The following is a 25,137-nucleotide window of genomic DNA, read 5'->3' as shown; positions in this document are numbered from 1 at the left end:
TGCCCGTGTCCGGCAATGCCGATGTCGCCCTTTACCTTCCGAAGCAGCTCAACCGCCGGTTGCGGAAACTGCCGCCGGAGGTCCGCGAACTGACGACGAGCTTCTTCGCGAAGTTCAACGAGGACTTCCGCCGCAACGCGATCCACCTCGAACCGATCCGGCAGGTCAAGGACCGCAGGCTGCGCACCGCGCGACTGAACCAGGCTTGGCGGGCGATCCTTTTGCAGGCGGACGACCAGGAGTTCGTGCTGCTCGACGTGGCCCCGCACGACGAGGCCTATCGCCGGATCAAGGTGATCAGCTGGGGCGTCAACCCGACGTTCGCGAACTTCGAAGTCAGCTACCTCGACGAACTCCAGTTGCCCGTGCAGGCACAGGCTCTGGGAAGTCCTGCTGCTGAGAGACACTCGGCCGGTGTCTTCGACCCCTACACCGACGCTCAGCTCTCCGAACTCGGCATCCGCCCGGAGCTCCTACCAGCGCTGCGTCCGCTGGCCACCGAGGAGGAAGTCCTCGCGCTGGCCGAAGGACTCGACGACCGGATCGCGCAGATCGTCGTCGACCTCGCTTCCGGTGTCGCCTACGAGACCGTCATGGACCAGATCACCCGTCCCGGCGCTTCCAGCGACGAGATCGACGTCAGCGACATCGCCGCCGCCCTGAGGAATCCGGCCTCCCAAGTGACCTCTACCGATGCTGCGGTCGCCAAGATGATCGACGCCGGATTCGAGGCGTGGCAGCTGTTCCTCCACCCCGACCAGCGCAAGCTCGTCGACCGTTCCTACAACGGGCCCGCTCGCGTCGCAGGAGGTCCGGGCACTGGAAAGACCGTTGTGGCGCTGCACCGGACCGCCCGGCTCGCTCGGGCGCTCGAGGTCGGCGGCAACGACCGAATCCTTCTGACCACCTACAACAAGCGACTCAAGTCCGATCTGGAGCGCAGGCTCGGCAAGCTGCTCGACGATGCGGCCCGAGCGCGAGTGGACGTGGTCAACATCGACCGCCTCGCGTTGGACATCGCGAGGGAGCTGACCGGGGAACGGCGCCGACCGGTCTGGAACGACGATGAACTCCGCGACCTTTGGCAGCAGGTACTCGATGCAGCGGACGAGACCGGTTTCGAAGCCGCCTTCCTCCTGGAAGAGTGGCGCGAAGTGATCCTGGCGGGATTCATCACCTCCAAGTCCGCCTACCTGGCGGCAGAGCGCCCGGGACGAGGAACGCGCCTGGGGAAGGCGCAGCGAGCCCGCGTCTGGGACCTGGTCGAGCGCTACCTGGCCCTTCTCACCGCCGAGCAGGTCTGGTCAGGGGAGCAGATCTGCATGGCCGCCGCGCTCGCCGAAAACGCGCGGGCCTGGACCGGGAAGCGACGGTACCGGCACATCGTCGTGGACGAGGCCCAGGACCTCTCAGCCGTGCATTGGCGCCTGCTTCGGATGCTATGCCCTGAAACGACCGACGACCTGTTCATCGCAGGCGACAACTTTCAGAGAATCTACCGGCAGCCACTGCGAATGGCACCGCTCGGCATCGACATTCAGGGCCGGTCCCGAAACCTCACCTTGAGCTATCGGACGACGCGCCAGATCCTCGATAAGGCCATGCTGGTCATGTCGGATGCCGAAGCCGACCCGGTTGACGAGGACGCGACCGACTTGAGCGGATATCGCTCCGTCCTCTCCGGAGCCGAGCCGAGGTTTCTTCCACAGCGCGACGAGCGGTCGGAGATGCGAGCCGTCATCGACCAGGTCCTCAGTTGGGCTGATCGCGGCGCCGAACGCAACTCCATCGTCGTCTGCATGCCGAACGCGAAATCGGTCCCGCGCTACGTCGACGCACTTCAAGCAGCGGGCGTTCCCGCCGTTGCGGTCCGGGACGACATCCCCGAAGGAGACAGCGTCCACGTCACCACCATCAACGGGCTCAAAGGCACTGAATACCACCGTGTGGTGCTCACCGAGGTCGGCGCCGACCGCTATCCGCGCCGCTTCGCTACCAGTCTCGCCGACGCCGACCCGGTCGCCCACGCGCAAGCGCTCGAACGCGAGCGAAATCTGCTTTTCGTGGCGTTCACCCGCGCCTGCCGTGATCTGACGGTGGTCTGGTCAGGTGAGCCGAGCCCGCTGCTCCGCCAAGGCTGAGCCGGCGCGGCCATCGCCTTGCCCGCTGGGGTATCTGTTCCCCCTGGTTCGATCCAATCGAATAGAGCGCGCTTGCACGCCGTCCCTTGGGGTTCGGTTCCGATGTTGAGGGTTGTAGACAGAAGCGCAGTACGCTAACGTCCCTCATGTATTGAAGGCGTTACGCAAAGTGGTGGGCACGTCTGACGCCCTTTCTTCCCTTGGGAGGCAGCGCCATGGCCGGAACCGTCCGAGACATCCTCGACCACATTCGCGAGACCTCGCAGAACAACGCGGAGCGCGGCCGTCGATTCGAGCAGCTCATGCTCGCGTTCTTCCGTACCGATCCGCAATGGAGACAGCAGTTTTCCGAAGTGTGGATGTGGGCCGATTCCCCTCTCGCCGAGCACAACGCCACCGACACCGGTATCGACCTCGTCGCCCGCGAAGCGGGATCCGAAGCGTTCTGTGCGATTCAGTGCAAGTTTTACGGACCCGACAAAGTCATCCGAAAGGCCGACCTCGACTCCTTCTTCACCGCCTCGGGCAAGAGGGGCATCAACCGCCGCATCATCGTCTCGAGCACCGACAAGTGGGGCCCGAACGCCGAGTCCGCACTCGTGGACCAGCAGGTCGAGGTGACCAGGGTCGGCATGTCCCAACTCGACACAAGCCCGATCGACTGGGGCAAGGTCGCCTCCGAATACGCATGGGCGGAAGGAGAGCGTCTCGGCCCACAGTACCTGCACGCCAAGAAGGCGCTCATGGCGCATCAAGAGGAGGCGATCGAAGCAGTTCTCAGCGGGTTCGAGATGCACGACCGTGGCCGACTCACCATGGCCTGCGGCACGGGCAAGACCCTGACCTCGCTCAAGGTTGCCGAACGGCTCGCCTCCACACTGGAAGAGCCGCTCAGTGTGCTGGTCCTGGTGCCTTCGATCGCCCTGCTGTCTCAGACGATCCGCGAATGGGTTTTCGAGGCCGAGACCGCTCTGCGGCCGTTCGCGGTCTGTTCCGACCCGAAGGTCTCGAAGCGCGCCAACCAGACCGACTCCGGAGACCAGTCGGTGCACGACCTCGCCCTGCCCGCCACGACGAGCGTCGCGAAGCTCGTCGATCGGATCCGCGGCGGCGAATACGGACCCGGCATGACAGCGGTCTTCTGTACCTATCAGTCCCTGCCGACCATTGCCGCGGCCCAAGTCGCCGGCCTCGAAGCGTTCGACCTTGTCGTCTGCGACGAGGCGCACCGCACCACCGGTGCCGCCCTGACCGATCGGGACGAGTCCAACTTCATCCGAATCCACGATCCGGCCTACATCATCGCCGAACGGCGCCTCTACATGACCGCTACACCGCGGATCTACACGGAGCCCGCCAAAGCCGAGGCTCAACGGAGGAGCGTCGAGCTCTGCTCGATGGACGACGAGGCGAGATTCGGACCCGAGTTCCACAAGCTGGGCTTCGGGGAAGCGGTCGAAGCCGGACTCCTCGCGGACTACAAGGTCCTGGTGCTGGGCGTCGATGCGGGCTACGCGGCCAGGACCATGCAGGTGGAGCTCGCGGACGACAACATGGAACTCAATGTTGCCGACGCCGCCAAGATCATCGGAGTCTGGAACGGCCTGCGAAAGCGCCTCGGACCCTCGATCGAGGAGAACGGGTTCCGCCCCGGCGAGGCACCCATGCGGCGCGCCGTCGCCTTCGCGCGGAACATCGCCGCGTCGAAGCACCTGACCGAAGTCTTCCCGCAGGTGACCGACCGGCTCGGCGGGTCGGCCGAAGGCGGTCTGCGTTGCGAGATCGAGCATGTCGACGGAACGATGAACGCCCTGGAACGCGGCAGGGCACTCGAATGGCTGAAGTCCGACCCCGGCGAGGGGACCGCCCGGATCCTCTCCAACGCCCGATGCCTGTCCGAGGGCGTGGACGTGCCGGCGCTCGACGCGGTGCTGTTCCTGCACCCGCGCAACTCGGTCATCGACATCATCCAGGCAGTGGGACGGGTGATGCGACGAGCTCCGGGCAAGGATTACGGGTACATCATCCTGCCCGTCGCCGTTCCGGAAGGCGTTCCCCCGAACGAGGCCCTCGACGACAACGAGCGATACAGGGCGGTGTGGCAGGTTCTCAACGCCCTTCGCTCCCATGACGACCGGTTCAACGCGGAAGTCAACCGGATCGGACTCAACAAGTCCCGCTCCGATCGGATCCAGATCGGCCACATCGCCGACGACCACGACCCGAGCGACCTCGGCACCCTCGTACAGGCGGCCCGGGACGGCATCCCGTCGGTCGAAGAGTGGCGCAACGCCATCTACGCACGGATCGTGCAAAAGGTCGGCACCCGGGCCTACTGGAAGGAATGGGCCAGAGACATCGCGGCCATCGCGGGAAACCACATGACCCGCATCCGAAACGCCCTCGACCTGCCGGGCAGGCGAGCGGTACTCGACTCGTTCGTCGCAGCCCTGCGCTCGAACCTCAACCCCTCCATCTCAGAGCATGATGCGATCGAAATGCTCGCACAGCATCTGATCACGAAACCGGTCTTCGACGCCCTCTTCGAACAGTACGAGTTCGCCGCGCACAACCCGGTCTCCGAGGCCATGGAGACCGTGCTCGAAGCCTTGGACGACCAGGCCATGGACTCGGAGCGCGATACGCTCAAACGGTTCTACGAGCAAGTTCGGACTCACATCGAAGGCATCGACAACCCTGCGGGGCGTCAGAAGGTCCTTCTGGAGCTGTACGAGCAGTTCTTCAAGAACGCCATGCCGCAAGTGTCCGATCGACTCGGCATCGTCTACACCCCTGTCGAAGTCGTGGACTTCATCCTCCACCTCACCGATCAAGGCCTGCGGAAGTACCTCGGTGCCTCGCTGAGCGACGAAGGGGTCCAGGTGATCGACCCGTTCGCGGGCACCGGCTCATTCCTCGTCAGGCTTCTCCAATCGGGCCTCGTCCGCCCTGAGGATCTCGTCAGGAAGTACGGCAGTGAACTGCACGCCAACGAGATCGTCCTGCTCGCCTACTACATCGCCGCCGTCAACATCGAAGAGGCGTTCCACGGCAGGTCTGGGGAAGCGGGCTACCGGCCGTTCGACGGCATGGTCTTGACCGACACGTTCCAGCTCTACGAAAGCCGGCATGAGGCCTCGGACGGTGTGCTCGGCGGCAACACCGAACGCGCGGTGCGCCAGCAGAGCGTCCCCATCATCGTCGTCATCGGCAATCCGCCGTACTCCGTCGGCCAGAACAACCAGAACGACGGCAACCAGAACCTGAAGTACCCCGAGCTCGACCGGCGCATCCGCGAGACATACGCGGCCAAGTCGACCGCCACCAACAAGAACTCGCTCTATGACTCGTACGTGCGCGCGCTGCGCTGGGCGAGCGACCGGATCGAGGACGACGGCGTGATCTGCCTCGTCCTGAACAACGGGTTCATCGACGGGAACACCGCCGCAGGGCTGCGCCGCACCCTCACCGAGGAGTTCGACGCTATCTACTGCTTCAACCTCCGAGGCAACCAGCGGACCGCCGGCGAGCTCTCGAAGAAGGAGGGCGGCAAGATCTTCGGTTCGAGCAGCCGGGCGGGAATCGCGGTGATCCTGCTCGTCAAAGGCGGCAGTGCGGCTGAAGGCGAAGCGTGCAACCTCTTCTACCGGGACATCGGCGACTACCACGATCGGAAGCGCAAGCTGGAGATCGTGGCGAACGGGACCGACCTCATCCGGGCGAAAGGCCTGGACGCCCTTGGATGGCAGCAGCTCGACCCGGAAGCCGACGGCGATTGGATCAATATCAGAGACAAGCGCTTCCAAAGTTTCCGCGTGATGGGGCAGACCGCTGGGCCTGGAGAACTCGATTCCCCGATCTTCGGGGTGCGTTCCCGAGGGCTCTCAACTGGCCGGGATGCTTGGGCCTACAACTTCTCGAATGCCTCAGTAATCAGCAACGTGCGGTCGATGATCGACTTCTACAACGGTCGAGTGGACCAGACGGAATCCTCCAGCAAAGCCAGCGCGGCCAAGGCATCGGCCGTGAATGGTGACTTCTTGGTTGCAGATGGGAGCCGTTTCAGTTGGAACGTAGCCGACCGAGGCAGACTACTGCGTGGAGAACGGCTCAGCGTTGACGAACAGCGGGTTTTCCAGGGTACCTACCGTCCGTTCGCCAAGCAGTACGTCTACTTCACCGCCGCCACGAGTGACCGCGTCTATCAGTTGGAACGATTGTTTCCAGCCTCCGACCTCGGCAACGTGGGCTTCTACGTCGTCGGCGCAGGTTCTGCTGTCCCATTTTCAGCTTTGGTGACCGATGCCGTGCCAAACCTTCATGTAACCGGAGCGGGCAGCGGCGGACAGTTCTTCCCACGCTTCACATATCACGCCAACGCGACGGGCGGAACGCTGTTCGACCAGGAGCCTTCCCAGTACACACGAGAAGACAACATCACTGATGCCGCCCTGATGGACTACCAGGAAACCTACCGAGACGCTTCGATCTCGAAGGACGACATCTTCCACTACGTCTACGGCATTCTGCACTCGCCGGGCTACCGGTCGGAGTTCGAAGCGGACCTTCGAAAGTCGCTGCCTCGTATCCCCAAAGTCGAGCGGTTCCACGATTTCGCCCGCTCGGGCAGTCGGCTCATGCGGCTGCACCTCGCCTACGAGACGGTCGAACCGTGCTCTCGCATCCGGGAGATCGTCAGTGCGACCGCCACGGCCGACCCTGGGGACCTCTATCGCGTCGACCGCAAGATGCGATTCGCGTCCAGGCAGGATCGCACCCGGATCGTCTACAACTCGCACGTCACGCTCGCCGACATCCCGGAAACCGCCTATCGCTACCAGATCGGCTCGCGTTCGGCCGTCGAGTGGATCATGGACCGCTACTACGTCCGCACCGACAAGGCCAGCGGCATCGTCAACGACCCCAACGACTGGTCCGAGGATCCGCGCTACATCATCGACCTGCTCAAAAGGATCGTGACCGTGAGCCTGGAGACCATGAAGATCGTCGACGCCCTCCCCGCGCTCGAGATCTTTCCGGACCAATAAGACACCCGATGTTCTAGCGTTTGCCCTGGTGCTGGAAGCGGCCCTTGAGGAACGGTCGAGCAGCTCTTCAGCTAGCCGCGCGATCGTTCGAAGGATCGCCGTCGGCGGGGCGGCGAGGTCGAGCGGGAACCGGAAGATGCGGATGGGGGAGTTCCGAATGCTCAGCCATTCGGGATCCTGCAAGCCGTGGGCGTACACCAGGCACCCGGTCGTCGCACCGAGCGCGGTGCAGTACGACACGATCTGGAAGTGGTCGCCGTTCGTTCCCCGTTTGTCCTGGAACTTGTACTTGGCGTCTACGACCGCGTTCGGAGCTCCGTCGACGGAGACGACCATGTCGGCGATGATTCGGACGGTCCGCTGGTCATCGAGGTGGCCGTGGAACTGGTCGTCGACCCGACCTCGGAAGCGGGCGAACGACTCCCGCAGCGCCACGGTCACGAACTCCTCGAAGACCTGGTGCACCGGGACCACGAACGACGCCACGTTCAAATCGCCCGGGCTGGTCTCTGAGGATTGGTGGCGCAGCACGATTTCCGCGATCCGGAGCGCATCGGTGTAATGCGCGTTGAGGCGTGTGGGCGACCAGGCCTGGTCCGACGTCACGCCGGCCAGGTAGCGGACATCATGAAGGCGCGCATCGAGACGGGCGATCCGCGCCGGAATCCCGTCGGGAAGCCTCGGGACACGGGCCATGCTCCGCAACGCGGTCCTGAGCAACCGATTCTCGAACACGTCGGTCGAGTACTCGTCGTGTCGCACCTCCAAGGGGAACGACTGCCCAGGACGGGCGGCGATCTGATCGGCCACCCTCAGACGGCCCCGGACGAGCGGCAGGGTGGCATCGACGGACGCATACCCCCGGATCGGCCCGCGAGCCAGCGCGCGCTCGGAGTACCGGACCAGCGACTCGGCCAGTGCGGGCCAGAGATCGTCCTCAGCAGCGCCGGGTGCGTCCTCGGGAAGGAAGTTCGGGTTCTTGGCGTACCCGAGCAGGAACAGCAGCCGCGAGATGCCCATCTTCGGTTTCACTTGGACGTCCAGGTCGCCGATGCGAACCGCGCCCACCTTGCCGGTGCCGCTCAGCCGCCATCGTCCACCCGACTCGGGTGCGATCTTGACGAGTCCGGTTTCCGAAAGCGCGGCAGCGGTGCCGTGATCGATGGCGCGGACCACGGGCTCCTTCTGGAATTCGCCCAGCACCACGAGTTCGGTCACGTCGAAGGACGCTCCTCTGCCGCATCGGGACCCACCGCCACACCTGCTGCCCGCCTGATGGCTTCAAGGCCGAATCGGTCGTGAACGTCGGCGCGGCTGAACCTGCCGTGGAAGTGCTCCTCCAGCAGGGGCAGCAGATCATGCCGCCATATCCTCGCAAGCCCGGCATCGGTTCCGGCATCGGAGCGCATGAGGTACGAAGGACCGATCTTGAAATCGCGGTCCGACTCGGGGATCGCCGCATTCAGGGCCTGCAACAGCGCGGGACGGGGGTCATCGGTGCCACTGGGACCCAGCCATCGCCGGAGCAGATCCCGTACGGGCGGTTCTTCGGGGTGCATCTCCTCGAACGCGAACCGTCGCCGGATCGCGGCGTCGAGCAGCGCGATCGAGCGGTCGGCAGTGTTCATGGTGCCGATGACGTAGACGTTCTCCGGCATATCCCCACTACCGCACACTCCCCTCATCGAAGGACAGCGTGTCCATCGAACCGCGAGGCGGCGGACGCCCCCCGTTATCTGGTCTACTCGCAAGTCGGCGGCAAGCACGACGCCGAACTCTCGGATGCCTATACGCGGCACGCGTTCCTCGCTGCACGGCTAGAACAGATGGAGACGCAGGGGCTGCCGGACTCGACCACAAACGGATCGCGGAATGGCTCGAAGACAAAGGACTCGACTCGCGAGTACCGGTCAAGCGGGTCCGTGGCGTGTGGCGGGTGGAGGCGCCGGAGCGAGCATTCGGAGGTCGAGGCCGTCTCACGACGGCGAAGATCGGCCAGTACGCCGCGGCCCGCGACACGATCCTGCAACTGTGGTGTGGTTCTCCGCACGCTCGGACGAGGGCGCTTCTGGATCGCACCGCCGTCTACCCTGCGGTCGCCGAAGGCCGACAAGGTCGAAGAGCGCATCACCCTGTTCCGCTAACGGCTCGAACTCGACCCGATCAGCCCCGCCCGGTTGGCCGGCCTCGCCGCCGAGGCCGGACACCGCCACCTCTCCGAGCAACTGCGTGAGCTGCGATGAGCCCATGACCCCACGCCGCCGGGGCCAGCGCGACTGCACCCGCTACGCCCTCACCGTCACCGTCACCGTCACCGCGCACCACCGGGCTCGGCCCGTCTTGCTCAATCCATGCCAATTCTGCGAGATCGCAGGATTTCCGCGATGACGCTGAGATGAACCCACGGTGACGTTCCGTAGGGAACGCTTGCACCTTTGGTGCGGCATGCGGCCGATCACTGCCCGATCGCACCATTGACCTGCGGAACTCTTGGCTGCTTCCGAGTGAACCAGAGGTTGCGCACAAGCGAACGTGAGCTTGAATCGTGCTACTGTGACTGCTACTGTGACGGAATTCATTGATCGTCGAGGCAACTAGATCGCCTTGAAGCAGTGGAGACCGCATCGGCGCGGTTGGCACTATTGTCCTCTTTTGTCACGAATGCCCCCTTCTTCATCCATTCGAGAGTTCCCTCAGAACTTCGTGCGCCCATCGCGGAGGTAAACCCCAGATGTACAGCCTGATGCTGCTCAACGGCGGAATCGGAAGCCGTGTCGCGGCAGGTCGCCCCAAGCAGTTCATCGATGTGGCGGGACGCCCGATCATCATCTACTCGCTGGTCGCCGCCGACGCCGTACCCGAGATCGACCAGATCGTCCTCAACTACCCCGAGGGGTTCCGTGAGGAGATCGAACGCCTGGTCACCGACTATGCCATCCAGACGCCCGTCACCTATGTGACGGCGGGCGCGAACCGGCACGAGTCGGTCGCCGCCATGCTCCCCGAGTGCCGCAACGACCGCGTCCTCATCCACGAGTCCGCCCGTCCGCTGGTCGGCGCCGCCGACTTCAAACAGCTGGTCGCCGACCCCCGCGAGAACGTGAGTCTCATGCTCCCCATCCCCTTCACCGTCGCCCCCGTCGACCCCGACACGACCCTGGTCACCGGCTCGCTCGAACGCGACCGGCTGCGGAACGTCCAGCTTCCGCAGAAATTCCTCAAAGCGGATCTCGCCGACGCGCACGAACAGGCTCGCGACAGAAATCTGGTGTTCACCGAGGACGCGACCCTGTGCGCTGTGACCGGCCATGAGGTCTACTTCATCGACGGTCAGGACACCAACATCAAGGTGACCACCCCGACCGACGTCAAGCTCGCCGGCTTCCTCCTCGGAGGTGACGACGATGTCTAAGTCCATTCTCATCACCGGCGCCTCGAAAGGCATCGGCGCGGCCACCGCCGAGCGCTTCTTCTACGCCGACAACGACGTCACCGACCTCATCCTCCTCGCCCGCGAGTCCGAGGAATTCGAGAAGCTCATCGCGCGGCTGACCGACGACAACCCCTACGGCAAGCGCGTCCTGCCGCACTTCATCGACCTGGCCGACCGCGCCCGCATCGTCGGGCTCATGCGCGATGTCATGGCCGAGGCGGGCAAGGTCGACATCCTGATCAACAACGCCGGATACACGGCCCCGTGCGCGCTTCAGCAGATCTCGTTCGCCGACTTCGAGCGCACCATGGGGGTGAACGTATACGCGCCGTTCACGATCGTGCAGGAGCTGCTCCACTGCGGCAACACCTTCGAGCTCATCGTGAACATCGCCTCCACCGCCGGGATGAGCGGTCGACCCGGCTGGCTCACCTACGGAGCCTCCAAGGCGGCGGTGATCAATATGAGCGAGGCGATAAAGGAGGAGCTGTCGATCTACGGCACCCGCGTCGTCTGCATCTCTCCTGGCCGCTGCGCGACCGACCTGCGCCGAAAACTCGCCCCCGACGAGGACCCCTCGACGATCATGCAGCCCGAGCACGTCGCCTCGGTGATCGACATGCTCGCCTCCGATGTCGGCCACCTCGTCGACAGCCAGAACTTCGTCGTCCGTCGATAAGAGACACTCGAATGCTCATCAAGATCACGCAGCTCAGATACATCCGGGCGCTCCTGCCGAACACACTTCCAGTGCTGTGCCACGCCGCCATCCTCTTCGGCGTCTCGGGGGCCTGGCCCGCAGTGGGACTGGCACTGGTGGCGGCGACGCTGGTGTTCTACTGCTACCCCAGGAGCGCCAACGTGCCGGGCCGCTACGCGCCGGGCCGGATGGTGCTCGCGTTCACGCCGTTCACCGCGGCCGTCGCCGCAGGCTCGGAGGTGCCCGTCGCGTGGGCGCTGGCCGCGCTCGCCACGGCCGGGATGATCGCCGTGGAGGTGCTGCTGGGCCGGGTGGTGTCGGCGGCGAAGATCGCGACGACGCACCTTCCCACCAATCCTTCTACCGCTGACTCGTTCCTGCGTCGGACCGTCCTGTACTACTTGTCGACGTTCGCGGTGTTGGCCGTGCAGGTGCCGCTGGCGGCCCCTGGAGTCGCGGCCGCGACTCCGTTCGCGGTCGCACTGGCGGCACTGCCGACGGCGGTGCTGGCCGCGGCGAAGTTCCTGGACCTCACCCATCGCGTCCTGCCCTCCACCGAGGACATCGCGCTGACGGTGGCGGACGCGCTCGACCAACTCGATCCGACGTTCATGGTCTACTTCGCCGGGCCGCCGAACACCACCTACCAGCTTGAGATGTGGCTGCCGTACTTCGACCAGATCTACGGCGGGTACTTCATCATGACCCGCGAGCGGCATAACCTCCAGGCCCTCGCCAAGGCCACCGAGCGGCCGGTGGTGTTCGTCGAGGGCCAGGGCCCGATCGACGGGGTCATCCCCGAGTCGGTGAGTACGGTCTTCTACGTCAACAACGGCATGAAGAACACTCACCTGGTCCGCAACCCCGAACTGCGGCACATCCAGCTGCTGCACGGTGACTCGGACAAGGTTTCCAGCTACAACCCGGTCACGGGCATGTACGACCGGATCTTCGTCGCCGGACAGGCCGGCATCGACCGATACAAGAACCACGGCGTGTCGATCCCGGCGGACAAGTTCGACATCGTCGGGCGCCCGCAGGTGTCGATCCTCGATATCCCTCGGACCGAGATCAGCGACGTCAAGGCCCCGACGGTGCTGTACGCGCCGACGTGGACCGGCTTCTACGAGGACGCGAACTACTGCTCGCTCCCGTTGGGGCCCAAGCTGGTGAAGACGCTGTTGGAGCGGGGTGCGACCGTCGTCTTCCGGCCGCACCCGTACACCGACCGCGACGATGGCGCGGCCCGCAAGCGGGTCGAGACCGAGGACCTGCTGCGTGCTGACGCGGCCAAGACCGGGCGCGCCCACTTGTGGGGGGCCAAGGCCTGCGAGGAGATGACGCTGTTCGACTGCGTGGACGCCTCCGACGCCCTCGTATGCGATGTCAGCGCTGTCGCCTCGGACTGGCTCTACACGGAGAAGCCGTTCGCGGTCGTCGATGCCCGCGACGAAGGCGCGAACTTCGTGGAGACCTTCCCGCTCGCCCGCGTCGCCTACCGGATCGACAGCACCGGGGCGAACCTCGCTTCGGTGCTCGACGATCTGCTCAAGACCGACCCGCTCGCGCGTGAGCGGGTCCAGGAGAAGGTGTACTACCTCGGCGACTTTCCGGCCGAGACCTACGAACGGGCGTTCATCGACGCCGCTCAGCGGTACATCGGCGTCGGCTCGCTCGCCTGAATCCCCGCACTGCCAAGCCTGAAGGGGCCCGCCTCAACGGCGGGCCCCTTCAGGCTTGGCAGTGCGTTTGGGCGCTGATCGAAAATCAAGGGCGAACCCACTGCAACCCGCGGCGGTCCCGGTTCCGTAGAAACGGGGACAGAGACGCGACGAAGGGCCCCCATGACTCCACAGCAGGAACGCGAATTCCGCGAGTACGTCCAGGCTCGCCGGTCGGGCCTGCTCCGAACCGCGTACCTCATGTGCGGCGATTGGCACCGGTCCGAGGACGCCGTGCAGAGCTCGATGATCAAGCTCTACGGGGCGTGGTCGAAAACCAGGCTTGAAACGGCCGACGCCTACACACGCCGGATCGTCACCAACACCTTGATCGACGAGTCCCGGCGCGGCTGGTTCCGCCGTGAACGCTCCTACTCTGACCTGCCCGACGGCATAGCCGACGGGACCGGTCCCGAGGAACGCCTCACCGCCGTCTCCGCTCTCGCCATGCTGCCACCCAGGCAGCGGGCCACCCTGGTCCTCCGCTTCTGGGAGGACCTCACGGTCGATGAAACCGCACGGATCATGCGCTGTTCGACCGGCACCGTCAAGAGCCAGACCGCGCGGGGGCTGCAGACGCTGCGCGACCTGTATGAGAAATCGAATCTCGCAGGCCAAGGAGCCGAATCATGAACCCAGACGACATGCGCGGGTTGTTCAACGAAGCGCTCGACGGAGCCCGTCCGGTCCCGACCTCGAGCACCGACGACATCGTCACCGCCGGCAGGCGCCGAGCACGGCGCCGACGCGCGGCGATCGGGACCGGCGTGATTGCGGGAGTTGCGGCTCTCGCCGCAGCCGTGGCGATCCCGATGGCACTCACGGGCTGGCCGACCCCGCTCGACGCCGCCGGGTGGGGCACCCAAGAAGAGGGGCCGGTCATCCCTGACACGAACACGTGCGAGGCCCCCGACGACCAGAGCGACGAGCAACTGGCCACCGCCGCGATGTACGACCAGGCGCTGGAGACGGCGATGACCGCGATCGGCGCGAGCCTCGGCGGCTACTGCGGTGGGGGCGAGCCCGAATACGACGGCTTCTATTTCGACGCCGAAGCCGGCGATTACCGCTACGAAGAGTTCGCGATCTTCTCCGACTCGGGCGAGCACGCGATCCTGCGGGTCGAGGTCTTGGAGCCGAACGAGACCCCGGGCGCGGAGCGCATGGAGGGTCTCGCCGGTTGCGGCGGCGCAGACGTGGAGTGCACCTGGGACGAGGCTGAGGATACCGAGCCGCTGCTGCTGGTCGAGGAGACTCGGACGGTGGTCGTGGACGCGGAGGAGAACCCCGAGGGCGATCAGGTTCCGGTGCAGGCCGCCTTGCTCGAGCTCGATGACCGCGTCATCGTCCATGTCGAGCTCGAAGAGGCGCTCAGGACGGGCACGCTCAGCACCACGCCCCAGCAGCTCGCCGATATCGCGCGGGCGATCCCGGTCGGACAGGAGGCCTCGGAGACCGAAGAGGACGGCACCGAGGGCTACACGCTGCCCGACGACGCCGCCCTGGCCGAGGCTCTCATCGACGGCATCGCGGAGCAGTTCCCCGGCGCGACGGTCCCTCCGGCCACCGAAGTCGAGTTCGCCGGACAGGAGCAGACCGAGGCCTACGAGGAGGGTTATCGCTACGGCAATGACAACACCCGAATCGCTTACGCCGACGCGACGGTCAACGAGGAGCGGGTCAGGTTCTTCCTGCAGGTGACCCCGCTCGAATCCCCCGGTGACGGTGGCGCTTCGCAGGGACCGGCGGAGCACTACGCGAACTGCGACCACTTCGAGTGCGATTACTCCCAGCCGAACGACTCGACCGGACTGGTGCACCGCACCTCGGTGGACGTCCGCCCGGGCCCGACCTCGATCGAACACCGCGCGGCCGACGGCTGGGTAGTGGGAGTCGGAGCCGAATCGATTGGTACGACCGAACCCCCATCGATCGACTTCGAGCCGCTCGACAAGATCGTGAGTTCCATCCGCTGATCATCTGGAAACCGAACGGGCCCCTGCCGATGGCGAGGGCCCGTTCTGCTCGGCCGCCCTGGTCGAAGTCGGCGTCCTGAGGGCCGCCGTGCTCCGGCCGGAGTCGAGCGGTTCCTTCGACAGCGACCAAGTGTGCAAATTGGTCAAACCGACCCGACTAGCGCCTACGATCAGGGGCACCGTCCAACGTAGGGGGTTGGCATGTCCTCGGTGCTCTACAGGCTCGGGCTTGCCTGCGCCAGAGGCCGCTACCTGGTCGTGGCCCTGTGGATCGCCGCGCTGCTGGCTGCGGGGACCGCGGCGGCGCTGTTCAACCAGGGGACCGACGACACGTTCACCATCCCGGGCTCCGAATCGCAGGACGCCCTCGACTACCTCGACAGGGTCTTCCCGGAATTCGCCGGCACCTCCGCGAGTCTGGTCCTGACCGTCCCCGAAGGGCAGCAGGTCGACGCCGACGAGACGCAGAAGGACGTGGCCGACGCCGTCACGAAGGCCGAGAAGGTCGGTCAGGTCGCCGCGGTCGCGAACCCCTTCAGCGACGACGTCTCAGGGGCGGTCTCTGAGAACGACCAGGCCGCGATCATCAGCGTGCTTCTGACGGTCGGGCAGGCCGATGTCGAGGAGTCCACCAAGGACGACCTGACCGCGATCGCCGATGACCTCGCCGCCGAGGTCGGCGACGGCGCCGAGGCCTACACCGGCGGCGACGCCTTCTCCGACGACATCCCCGGGCTCGACGTCACCGAAGCCCTGGGCCTGGCCGTCGCCCTGATCGTGCTGCTGCTGATGTTCCGTTCGCTCATCGCCTCGGTGATGCCGCTGTTCACCGCCATCCTCGGCGTCGGCATCTCGGTAGGCCTGGTCTACCTCGCCACGGCGTTCGCGACCGTCTCCTCCACCGCTCCGATGCTGGCAGTCATGCTCGGTCTGGCGGTCGGCATCGACTACGCCCTGTTCCTGCTCTCGCGCCACCGCGACCAGCTCGCCGAAGGCATGGAGGTCCGGGAGTCGGTCGCGCGGGCCACCGCGACCGCCGGGTCGGCGGTCATCTTCGCCGGACTCACCGTCGTGATCGCCCTGCTCGGCCTGTCGGTGGCCGGTATCCCGTTCCTGACGACGATGGGCGTCTCGGCCGCGCTCGCCGTCGCCATCGCCGTGACCATCGCGGTCACCCTCCTGCCGGCGCTCATGGCCCTCGTCGGCGAACACCTGCGTCCGCGAAAATCGAAGCGGCGCAAGAAGCAGCCGCGACACAAGCCGCAGTTCGGGCGCTGGTGGGTGAACACCGCGACCAGGGCCCCGATCGTGACCATCGCCATCGTCGTCCTCGGCCTGGGCGTCTGCGCCCTCCCGGCAGCCGATCTGGAACTCGCGCTACCGAACAACGGCGACGCCACGGAGGGCTCCCCGGCGCGCGAGACCTACGACGTCATCGACGAGTACTTCGGTCCCGGCTACAACGGCCCCCTGATCGTCACCGCCGACGTCATCACCAGCACCGACCCGGTCGGCCTGGTCGACGACATCGCCGCGGACATCGCCAAGATGGACGGCGTGGCCTCGGTGCCGCTCGCCACCCCGGACCCCGACGGCGACACCGGCGTCATCCAGGTCATCCCGACCGGCGACCCCGACTCCGCCGAGACCAAGGACCTCGTCACTGAACTTCGCGGCAAGGAGCCCTACTTCCTCAAGACCTACGACGCGCAGACCGCCGTCACCGGCCTCACCGCGGTCGGCATCGACGTGTCCGCCCAGCTCGGCAGCGCCCTCGTGCCGTTCGGCGTCCTCGTCGTGGGCCTGTCGCTGATCCTGCTGGCGATGGTCTTCCGCTCGATCTGGGTGCCGATCAAGGCCACCGCCGGGTACCTGCTGTCGGTCGGCGCGGCGTTCGGCGCGACCTCGTTCGTGTTCGTCCAAGGACACTTCGCCGACGTCCTGAACGTGTCCAGCACCGGCAACGTCATCAGCTTCCTGCCGATCATCCTCATGGGCATCCTGTTCGGACTCTCCATGGACTACGAGGTCTTCCTCGTCTCGCGGATCCGCGAGGACTACGTCCACCACGGCGACCCGCACCGCGCGATCGAGACGGGATTCGTCTCCGCATCGCGGGTCGTCACCTCCGCCGCGATCATCATGTTCTCCGTGTTCGCCGCGTTCATCCCCGACGGCAGCGCCACGATGAAACCGATCGCGTTCAGCCTCGCGCTCGGGGTGTTCATCGACGCGTTCATCATCCGCATGACGCTGGTCCCGGCGGTGCTCGGGCTCCTCGGCCACCACGCCTGGGGTCTGCCGCCCAGACTCGATCGCCTCCTGCCGGTGTTCGACGCCGAAGGCGACGCCCTCGTCCGCGAACTGCGCCTCGCGGACTGGCCGGCACCCGGCAGCGACGAAGCCGTCGCCGCCCGCGACCTGAGGTTCGAGGACGACCGCGGCCGGACCGTCTTCGAAGGCGTCGACATCCACCTGGCACGAGGCAGCGCCCTGGTCATCGCCGGCGCCGGTCCCGCAGGCAAGACCGCGCTGCTGTTGGCCCTCGCCGGACGCGTCCCCGCGGTCAAAGGGGATCTGAAAGTGCTCGGGCACGTCCTTCCACAGCATGCCCGCGCGCTACGCCCCGAAGTCGAGGTCATCGAATGCCGCCGCGAACCCGACCCGGGGCCGATCATCGCCCGCGCCCTCGCCGACGGGGTCGGCCTGGTCGTACTCGACGACGTCGACCTGGTGCTGCGCACCGCCGCCCGCGACCACCTGCGCGCGCTCATCGGCGCCCGCCGGAACGCCGCCGGCGAGCCCGTGTCCTTTGTGCTTTCCTGTCAGGACGCCGACCGCATCGGAGACCTGATCCCGGCGGACGCGGAGCCGTTCGCCCTCACCGCCCAGACAGCCGAGGTGGCCCGATGATCAAACCGTTCGCCGACCCCGCCCGCAGCGTCGCCGCCGACACGCCGAACTGGAAGACCTGGTCCGGCCTCATCATCGTGCCCGTCCTCGTCATGGGCCTGTTCACCTGGGCCCTCTGGTCTCCGGATGCCGACCACGGCACTGCCGCCGCGGCGGTGGTCAACCTCGACGACCCCGTCACCATCAACGACAAGACCGTCCCCCTTGGACGCGAACTCGCCGGCGATCTGACGCACTCGGACGACTCGGCCTACGAATGGGTCCTGACCGACAAGGACGACGCCGCCGACGGCCTGGCCGACGGCGACTACGCCGCTGTCGTCACCATTCCCAAGGACTTCTCCGCCAAGGCCACCTCCTCGGCCACCGCCGCACCGCTCGACGCCACCAAGGCCGTCGTCACCATCAAGACCACCGACGATGCGGGCGCCGCGGACCCGGCACTGTCCGAATCGATCGCCCAGACCACCCAGCAGACCCTCAACGACCAGGTCGTCGAGACCTATCTCGACAACGTCTACGTCGCCTTCAACGACATCCACGACCAGCTCGAGCAGGCCGCCGACGGCGCAGGCCAACTCGCCGAAGGCACGGAGGAGCTCGCGGACGGCGCCGACAGCCTCGCCGACGGCACCGGCGAACTCGCCAGCGGAGCCGACGATCTCGCGGAAGGAACCGGCGAACTCGCCAGCGGAGCCGACGGCCTCGCCGAGGGGACCGCCGAGATCTCCAGCGGCATCGACGGCCTCGCCAAAGGGACCGCCGAACTCGCCGGCGGCGCCGACGGCCTCGCCGCGGGCGCCACCGAACTCAGTGCCGCCGCGCTGGAACTGTCGATGGGCGCCGACGCTCTCGCCATGGCCACTGCGCAACTCGCGACCGGCTCGGCCGGACTGTCCAACGGCCTCGACGAAGTCGAAACCGCCGCCGACGAACTGCCCGAACTCACCCGGCAGCTCGCCGACGGCGCCGAACAGGTCGCCCAAGGCAACGAGGAACTGGCCGACAGCGTCGTCCCTCTCGCGAACCGGATCATCGAAGCCATCGACGACCTGCCCTCCGCCGCAGACGCCGCAGACGAGTTCCAGGACCTCGCTGACCGCTGCACGCCGCTGCCCGGCCCGGGCCGGTTCTGCGAGGACCTCCAGGAAACCGCCGACCAGTTCTCGGAGGACGCCGTCACGATCGACGACGGCGTCGCCTCGATCCGCCGGAACATCGTCGAGACCCGCGACGCGGTCGAGGCCCTGGCCTCCGGTTCCCAGCAAGTCGCCGACGGCAACGACGAACTCGCCGACCAGATGCCCTCGCTCGCCTCGAGCATCACCGAGGCCGCCGACGGCGCGAGCGAACTCGCCGACGGCGCCGAGGAGACCGACGACGGCGCACAGGAACTCGCAAGCGGCGCCGGCCAATTGGCTGAAGGCACCGTCCGCGCCGATGAGGGGGCGGTCGAGCTCGCCGCGGCCGCGGGAGCGGTCGACGATGGCGCGCAAGCACTCGCCGAAGCCGAAGGAGCGCTCGACGCGGGCGCAATGGAACTCGCCGAAGCCGCAGGAGAGGTCGACGCGGGCGCGGAGCAACTCGCCGAAGCCTCAGGCGAAGTCGACGAAGGCGCCGAGAACCTCGCCGACGGTGCGGAGCAGGTCGACGACGGCGCCGAAGACCTCGCCTCGCAGCTCTCGGACGGGGCCGACGGCGTCCCCACCTACACCGACGACGAACGCGACAACCTGAAGACCGTCGCCGCCGATCCGACCACGGCCGACATCGATGCCACCGGCACCGGCGAACTGGCGCTGCCCCTGTTCGCGACCATGGCGCTGTGGACACTTGCCCTGGCCGCCTACCTCGTCACCCGGGCCGTGCCCGCCGGCATCGTGACCTCCCGCGAGTCGACCTCGCACGCCATCGTCCGCGCCGCGGCGCCCGGCGCCGCCGCCGCAGGAGTCGCCGCCCTCGCGATCACCGCGATCGCCGTACCGGTCCTGGACCTCAGCGCCTCGCGCGGTCTGCGCTTCCTGGGCGTGGCAGTGCTGGCCGCGGTCGCGTTCGTCGCGCTCAACCAGGCGGCCGTCGCGATCTTCGGTCGCGCCGGAAGACTGGTCTCGGGAGCCGTACTCGTCCTCACGGCCGCACTGGGAGTGGTGTCCACTGTGCCTTCACCGCTCTACGGCATCGTCGGTCTCCTGCCGACGCACGGCGCGGTGATCGCCCTGCGAGGGGCCGCCTTCGGCGGCAGCGGAATGACCACCGGCGTCATCCTGCTCACGGTCTGGCTGGTCGTCGGGGCGCTGGCGACCATCGTCATCACCGACCGCCGCCGCCACCTCAGTCCGAGTCAACTCCGCCTCGCGCGACCCTGAGTGGCCGTGCGCCGGGTGTCTGAGAAGCCACACCGCTGACGACGAGCGCGAGGGCCTTAATGTGCCCATTCAGTATCAGCGCGACAATCCCTCGATCAGCAAATGGGTCTTCACCAATGACAAGAACAGCCTTGAAAGGATCGCTGGCCGCCGCCGCGGGTCTCGCGCTCGTCCTCGGCGGTGTCGGCAGCGCGCTCGCGCAGGACGAACCCGCCGAGGACTTCGCCTCGGGCACTCCGTCCGGCGGGCCGGGCCTCGACCTCAATGGTCAGTTGGACGGTGAGGACATGCCCGTCAACGCCTACATGCACCAACTGGTCGTGGAAAACTGGCCCTACACCGTCTACGGCGTCCAGGTCGAGATGGAACCCGAAACGCTGGACCCCTTTGAGGAGCGCGCCTGGGGGGACGTCCCGGTCGAGAACCTGCCGCTCGTGCTCGGCGTCCTTGCGAACGGCTACAACGGCGACTACGCCTCTGGGGTGCTCGATGCCGCCGGCGCCGGTTCGGCCATCACCACCGACGAGTACGGCGTCGAGGAGATCGCCTATGCCGGCACCCAGGCCGCCATCTGGCACCTGACCGACGGTTGGGAGATCGACGCCGAGGACCCGACCGACGAGGTCGACGACGTCGACGAGCAGGTCCTCGCCGTCATGGACTACCTGATCGACAACGCCGAGCCGATCGAGGAGCCGAACCCCGAGCCGCACTTCGCGATCGACAATGCCGAAGCCGTCACCGACGGCTCCGAGGTCGGGCCGTTCACCGTCTCGACCAATTACAGTCCGGACAGTCCGACCAGTATCCTGCCGCCGATCAGTCTCACCCAGCCCGAAGGCGCGACCCTCGTCAACGAGCGTGGCGACGCCCTCGACCGCTTCGAGGACGGCCAGGCCATTTGGGTGGAGTTCGATGGGGAGGAGACCGGCCCCGTCACCGTCACCGCTGAAACGGCCACGTGGATCGCACCGGTCGGGCGCACCTTCGCTCCCGTCGACGAGAGCGGCGCCGATACCGAGGGGCAGCGTCTGATCCTCGCCTCGCAGATCAGCGACAGGGTTGCCACGGAGATCGAGTTCGCGAGCCCGGATGAGGCCACCTCCCCGGAGTCGGAGGCGACGCTCCCCGTCGCCGGTTCGACCCTGCCCACGGTCGTCGGCATCGCCGCCGCACTGGTCGCCGGCGTCGTCGTGCTGGTGCTCAAGCGCCGTCGCGCTGGCACCGCCGGTGGGGACCGGGGCGAGAACGACAAGTAAGGATCCTCCAAATCGGAGCGAACAGGCGGCGGTCGCGGGCGGTGGCTGTTAAGGCGAAGGCGTCGTGCGCGCCGTCCAGATCGTCGACGTAGAGCCCGAACATCGCGGGACCGAACTGGCCGCCCTTGCCCGCCGATGCATCGAGCGTCAGCAGGAAGAACGAGTCGGTCTCCCACGCGCCGAACTGGAACGAGGCGATGCTCTGGTCGTATTCGAGGCCGAAGGCTTCGGTGTAGAACCTGACGGTCGCTTCGAGGTTCCGAGCCGGAATGGTCACCTGTACCACCCGGTCCTCCTTCACTGTCGTCATGTCAGTCCCTTCTTCGTAGTGCCGGCCGATGGTCTCGGCCAGTCGTGCGATGGCATGAGCCCGCTCCAGGAGCCGCTCGCGGTGCGCTTGGAGCACCGTCGCGGCGTCCTGGCCGCTCTGGTCGGCCAGCAGGGTCCGGATCTGGTCGATGGGCAGGTCCACTGACCGCAGGTGGCGGATCAGCGTCGCCTGCGCGGATTGGTCGAGTCGGTAGCGCCGGTATCCGGTGCCGGGATCGCCCCGGGCCGGTCGCAGCAGATCGACCTCGTCGTAGTGGCGCAGTGCCGGTATCGACAGGCCTGTCTTGACGGAGAACTCGCCGATGCTGAGCAGTTCGCGGTGACTCATGCCGACCACGCTATGGGCTCCGGTTACCTGAGGGTCAAGCCTCGGCCAGCACTCGTTCGACCCCTCGCGCCGATCCGGGAGAACGCCTTTATGCGCGGCGGCCGGACAGGGGTAGATCGCGCACGATCTGCCTTGCCCAGGACTTGCCCACGCTCAAACCAGATGCGCGTCGAGCCCTGGGCATGTCAAAGTCAGACCACTCCCTCAACGAACGGACCTGCGCGATGCCTGACTCGAAGACGATGACCCTGTGGCGCCCATGCGGTCCGGCCGAGCTTGAGCTGGTCCGCGAGTCGGGATGGACCGCTTGGCCTCCTCGCCTGCCCGACCAGCCGATCTTCTACCCGGTCCTCAACGAGGACTACGCGAGGAAGATCGCTCGCGACTGGAACGCGCCCCGAGACGGTGTCGGATACGTGACCCGCTTCCAGCTCGACGGCGCCTTCGCCGAGCGTTACCCAGTCCAGCAGGCCGGCGGCAGCACCATCCTCGAACTCTGGGTCCCCGCAGAAGAACTCGACGACTTCAACCGTCACATCGTCGGCCGCATCGAAGTGACCGCCGAGTACCGCGAGTGAGACCTCACCGGGCTCGCCTAGCTGGGACCACGTACGAGAACCAGTAACGACGACAGCAAAGGGCCCAAACCAAACGGTCTGGGCCCTTTTATCCGTCTGCAGGGTTCATCGACGCCTATGGGAACCTGTACCCGCAGGTCAGATCTCTGTTTGCCAAGACCCGAACAGCGCCTGAGGACAAGTGAGACCATCCGGCAGCCCGTGACTCCCCGGGTGTTCCATACGATGCTGGTATGAACCGCGTCGAATTCACCATTGCTACCGGCGATGGGCCGTGTCTGATCGTGGTCGATGGTGTGGCTCTCGAAGAGCACGCCCGGCGAGCCGAGCTCAGGTCGGCTAGGGCTGATCGACAGGAGCACCTCGCTGGGGCCTACGGCGGCCTCACGCATCTCGACGCTGTCCGTTGGCGGAGTCGGCACTTCCTCGGAGCACCGGCGTTGCCCGGGACCGGCGACCGTGACACGGTGCTGCTCGGTTGCGATTGGGGTGATTGGGGATGCTGGCCCCTGTACGCGGAGGTTCACGTCTCCGCCACGACAGTAACCTGGCGCGCGTTCCGGAACGGACATCGACCCGGCTGGGGGCAGCCTCGGGACGTTCCACAGCGAGTGTTACACCCAGAATTGTCGGTACGTAAAGAAGCAGGCCCAGACCTGATGGTCTGGGCCTGCTTGTGCATCTGCAGGGATCATCGAGGCCTATGGGAACTTGTTCTCGCAGGTAGACGCCCTTCGCGCCCGCATGGCGGGTCAGTCTGGCTGGAAGACGGCAGATGTAACCAGTGCTGAGCGCGGCCGGACTCGGATCAGAATCGCGGCGAAACTATGACTGTAGTATCGGCAGATCTGTTATTACAATCATGAATCCGTCTGATACCGTCGCCGCATGTCGAACCTTCTGCCTCGCCGAGCGCTCTCCCATCTGAACGAGCGCGTTGACGCGTTCCGAGCGGTCGTGGTCGGTGGTCCTCGGCAAGCGGGAAAGACCACGCTGCTGCGGCAGCTGCATGCTGAACGAGGCGGAACCTTCGCGACACTCGATGATCCGACCGTTCTCCAGACGGTCCGGGCCGACCCGTCGGGATTCGCAGGATATGGTTCGGCGCCGCGGATCTTCGACGAGGTCCAACGCGGTGGCAATGATCTTCTGCTTGCGGTTAAGCGGCTCATGGATCTCGACGATGCGCCCGGCCAGTTCGTGCTGTCGGGCTCGACGCGGTTTCTGACGGTACCGACATTGTCAGAGTCACTTGCGGGGCGAGCCGTGTTCGTCGACCTCTGGCCGTTGAGCGCCGCCGAACGGACGAGGTCAGAGGTCGATGCGCCTGCGCTCCTGTTCGATCGGGAGCGATTGTTGAACTCATCGCCGGCGTCGCAGTGGGGTAGGGGCGACTACTTCAAACTCATCTGCGAGGGAGGCTATCCGGAGGCGATCCGAATCCGGTCCGAATCGCTTCGCGCGGACTGGTTCGACAGCTATGTGTCCACGGTGGTATTGCGGGACGTCGCGGAGTTCGCAGACGTTCGCCATGCCAACCTGGTGCCGCAGCTCCTGCGCCTGGTCGCCGCGCGTAGCGGGTCGAACCTGGTGTTTTCCGACCTCGCCAAGAGCCTCGAACTCAACCACGCTACCGTCCGTGACTATCTCGGCTATCTCGACATCGTCTACCTGACCGCGAAACTGCCGACGTGGTCGACCAACCTGACCTCGAAGCTCATCAAGACCCCGAAGGCCTACGTCACCGACTCAGGTCTGACGGCATCACTGCTCGGAGCGGATCTGGAAGCGGTGTCCGCCCCCGGGCACCCTCTCGCGGGACCACTGGTGGAGACCTTCGTGTTCGCCGAGCTGACCCGACAGCTGACGGTGAGTGCGATCAGGGCTGGACTGCATTTCTACCGCGACAGGGACGGCCGCGAGATCGACTTCGTACTCGAACGCAGAGACGGAACAGTAGTGGCCATCGAGGTCAAGGCCTCGGCGACGGTGCGGTCCGACTCGTTCAAGCACCTCCATTGGCTCCGTGATCGACTCGGTGACCGATTCCGCGCGGGCTATGTCCTTTACCTGGGTGAGGAGCTGAGGCCGTTCGGACCTGACATGGCGGCCGTTCCCCTCTCCGCGCTCTGGGGCGGCGCGCACCTGCCGTGACCGCCGCTTCGATGAACTGAGGCCCACCGAAACTCGGCAACTATCCACGTGCGCGAATAGGGAACGTAACGGGCCTCCCCGACGTATCGGAGAGGCCCTTCACACAATCTGCAGGAGTGACAGTGTGTTGGTTCAGGACATAGGAAACCCATGTCTCGGGTCATAGGAAACTTTCCACGGTCTGATCTGG

General features: G+C 66.2%; 14 protein-coding genes and 1 pseudogene. 12 read left to right on the top strand and 3 right to left on the bottom strand.

Annotation, left to right across the window (positions count from 1 at the left end; all coding sequences use genetic code 11):
- Positions 1 to 5: 5 nt before the first annotated feature.
- A complete protein-coding gene (locus ACFO8M_RS18175; RefSeq protein WP_387978155.1) occupies positions 6 to 2,141 on the top strand; it encodes a UvrD-helicase domain-containing protein in 2,136 nt (711 codons plus the stop codon).
- 215 nt (positions 2,142 to 2,356) lie between these two features.
- The gene (locus tag ACFO8M_RS18170; protein WP_387978154.1) at positions 2,357 to 7,189 is read left to right on the top strand and encodes a DEAD/DEAH box helicase; all 4,833 of its coding nucleotides are present in this window, start codon (positions 2,357 to 2,359) and stop codon (positions 7,187 to 7,189) included.
- A 249-nt stretch (positions 7,190 to 7,438) separates the two neighbouring features.
- On the opposite strand, the pseudogene ACFO8M_RS18165 reads toward ACFO8M_RS18170, so the two are convergent.
- Both ACFO8M_RS18165 and ACFO8M_RS18160 read right to left on the bottom strand, forming a co-directional pair.
- Positions 7,439 to 8,209 (bottom strand): annotated as a pseudogene (locus ACFO8M_RS18165) (McrC family protein); the annotation flags it as partial.
- Positions 8,210 to 8,403: 194 nt separating this feature from the next.
- Positions 8,404 to 8,847: a hypothetical protein gene (locus ACFO8M_RS18160; protein WP_387978152.1), complete on the bottom strand. Its 444-nt coding sequence runs from the start codon at positions 8,845 to 8,847 to the stop codon at positions 8,404 to 8,406.
- Between the two features lie 1,073 nt (positions 8,848 to 9,920).
- On the opposite strand from ACFO8M_RS18160, the gene ACFO8M_RS18155 reads away from it, so the two are divergent.
- The 8 genes from ACFO8M_RS18155 to ACFO8M_RS18120 all read left to right on the top strand — a co-directional run bounded on the left by ACFO8M_RS18155 (position 9,921) and on the right by ACFO8M_RS18120 (position 21,557).
- Entirely contained in the window at positions 9,921 to 10,601 is a 681-nt protein-coding gene (locus tag ACFO8M_RS18155) for an IspD/TarI family cytidylyltransferase (RefSeq protein WP_387978150.1), read from the top strand.
- Positions 10,594 to 11,301, top strand: coding sequence for an SDR family NAD(P)-dependent oxidoreductase (locus tag ACFO8M_RS18150; RefSeq protein WP_387978148.1), 708 nt, complete (start codon positions 10,594 to 10,596; stop codon positions 11,299 to 11,301). Before ACFO8M_RS18155 ends, ACFO8M_RS18150 begins: the two co-directional genes overlap by 8 nt.
- Positions 11,302 to 11,312: 11 nt before the next feature.
- On the top strand, positions 11,313 to 13,004 hold the full coding sequence (locus ACFO8M_RS18145) for a CDP-glycerol glycerophosphotransferase family protein (protein ID WP_387978147.1): 1,692 nt from the start codon (positions 11,313 to 11,315) through the stop codon (positions 13,002 to 13,004).
- Positions 13,005 to 13,166: 162 nt separating this feature from the next.
- Complete coding sequence (locus ACFO8M_RS18140; RefSeq protein WP_387978145.1) at positions 13,167 to 13,676, top strand: SigE family RNA polymerase sigma factor; 510 nt, start codon at positions 13,167 to 13,169, stop codon at positions 13,674 to 13,676.
- Complete coding sequence (locus ACFO8M_RS18135) at positions 13,673 to 15,019, top strand: hypothetical protein (protein ID WP_387978143.1); 1,347 nt, start codon at positions 13,673 to 13,675, stop codon at positions 15,017 to 15,019. Before ACFO8M_RS18140 ends, ACFO8M_RS18135 begins: the two co-directional genes overlap by 4 nt.
- A gap of 201 nt (positions 15,020 to 15,220) precedes the next feature.
- Positions 15,221 to 17,932 carry an MMPL family transporter gene (locus ACFO8M_RS18130; RefSeq protein ID WP_387978141.1) on the top strand — a complete coding sequence of 904 codons (2,712 nt, stop codon included), beginning with the start codon at positions 15,221 to 15,223 and terminating at the stop codon, positions 17,930 to 17,932.
- Positions 17,929 to 20,298, top strand: coding sequence for a YhgE/Pip family protein (locus ACFO8M_RS18125; RefSeq protein WP_387978139.1), 2,370 nt, complete (start codon positions 17,929 to 17,931; stop codon positions 20,296 to 20,298). Before ACFO8M_RS18130 ends, ACFO8M_RS18125 begins: the two co-directional genes overlap by 4 nt.
- 116 nt (positions 20,299 to 20,414) lie before the next feature.
- On the top strand, positions 20,415 to 21,557 hold the full coding sequence (locus ACFO8M_RS18120; protein ID WP_387978137.1) for a thioester domain-containing protein: 1,143 nt from the start codon (positions 20,415 to 20,417) through the stop codon (positions 21,555 to 21,557).
- On the opposite strand, the gene ACFO8M_RS18115 is transcribed toward ACFO8M_RS18120, so the two are convergent.
- Positions 21,502 to 22,215 (bottom strand): MerR family transcriptional regulator, encoded by a 714-nt coding sequence (locus tag ACFO8M_RS18115; RefSeq protein ID WP_387978135.1) that lies wholly within the window; start codon positions 22,213 to 22,215, stop codon positions 21,502 to 21,504. The genes ACFO8M_RS18120 and ACFO8M_RS18115 overlap by 56 nt on opposite strands.
- Positions 22,216 to 22,439: 224 nt before the next feature.
- Here ACFO8M_RS18115 and ACFO8M_RS18110 point away from each other — a divergent pair, with 224 nt between their 5' ends.
- Positions 22,440 to 22,793, top strand: a complete 354-nt coding sequence (locus tag ACFO8M_RS18110) for a hypothetical protein (RefSeq protein WP_387978133.1) — start codon at positions 22,440 to 22,442, stop codon at positions 22,791 to 22,793.
- 888 nt (positions 22,794 to 23,681) lie between these two features.
- A complete protein-coding gene (locus tag ACFO8M_RS18105) occupies positions 23,682 to 24,947 on the top strand; it encodes an ATP-binding protein (RefSeq protein WP_387978131.1) in 1,266 nt (421 codons plus the stop codon).
- Positions 24,948 to 25,137: the final 190 nt, after the last annotated feature.

The sequence above is a fragment of the Glycomyces rhizosphaerae genome, from assembly GCF_042647865.1.
GTDB classification, from domain to species: domain Bacteria; phylum Actinomycetota; class Actinomycetes; order Mycobacteriales; family Micromonosporaceae; genus Glycomyces; species Glycomyces rhizosphaerae.
The sequence above is the reverse complement of the archived record's forward strand: the minus strand, read 5'-3'. Positions and strand labels throughout refer to the sequence as shown.

What these genes read in the sequence shown, in the direction of transcription:
- ACFO8M_RS18110 (WP_387978133.1), top strand. Translation starts at nt 22,440, where the DNA reads ATGCCTGACTCGAAGACGATGACCCTGTGGCGCCCATGCGGTCCGGCC.
- ACFO8M_RS18120 (WP_387978137.1), top strand. Translation starts at nt 20,415, where the DNA reads ATGACAAGAACAGCCTTGAAAGGATCGCTGGCCGCCGCCGCGGGTCTC.
- ACFO8M_RS18170 (WP_387978154.1), top strand. Translation starts at nt 2,357, where the DNA reads ATGGCCGGAACCGTCCGAGACATCCTCGACCACATTCGCGAGACCTCG.
- ACFO8M_RS18155 (WP_387978150.1), top strand. Translation starts at nt 9,921, where the DNA reads ATGTACAGCCTGATGCTGCTCAACGGCGGAATCGGAAGCCGTGTCGCG.
- ACFO8M_RS18145 (WP_387978147.1), top strand. Translation starts at nt 11,313, where the DNA reads ATGCTCATCAAGATCACGCAGCTCAGATACATCCGGGCGCTCCTGCCG.
- ACFO8M_RS18130 (WP_387978141.1), top strand. Translation starts at nt 15,221, where the DNA reads ATGTCCTCGGTGCTCTACAGGCTCGGGCTTGCCTGCGCCAGAGGCCGC.
- ACFO8M_RS18135 (WP_387978143.1), top strand. Translation starts at nt 13,673, where the DNA reads ATGAACCCAGACGACATGCGCGGGTTGTTCAACGAAGCGCTCGACGGA.
- ACFO8M_RS18160 (WP_387978152.1), bottom strand. Translation starts at nt 8,847, where the DNA reads ATGCCGGAGAACGTCTACGTCATCGGCACCATGAACACTGCCGACCGC.
- ACFO8M_RS18140 (WP_387978145.1), top strand. Translation starts at nt 13,167, where the DNA reads ATGACTCCACAGCAGGAACGCGAATTCCGCGAGTACGTCCAGGCTCGC.
- ACFO8M_RS18125 (WP_387978139.1), top strand. Translation starts at nt 17,929, where the DNA reads ATGATCAAACCGTTCGCCGACCCCGCCCGCAGCGTCGCCGCCGACACG.
- ACFO8M_RS18105 (WP_387978131.1), top strand. Translation starts at nt 23,682, where the DNA reads ATGTCGAACCTTCTGCCTCGCCGAGCGCTCTCCCATCTGAACGAGCGC.
- ACFO8M_RS18115 (WP_387978135.1), bottom strand. Translation starts at nt 22,215, where the DNA reads ATGAGTCACCGCGAACTGCTCAGCATCGGCGAGTTCTCCGTCAAGACA.
- ACFO8M_RS18150 (WP_387978148.1), top strand. Translation starts at nt 10,594, where the DNA reads ATGTCTAAGTCCATTCTCATCACCGGCGCCTCGAAAGGCATCGGCGCG.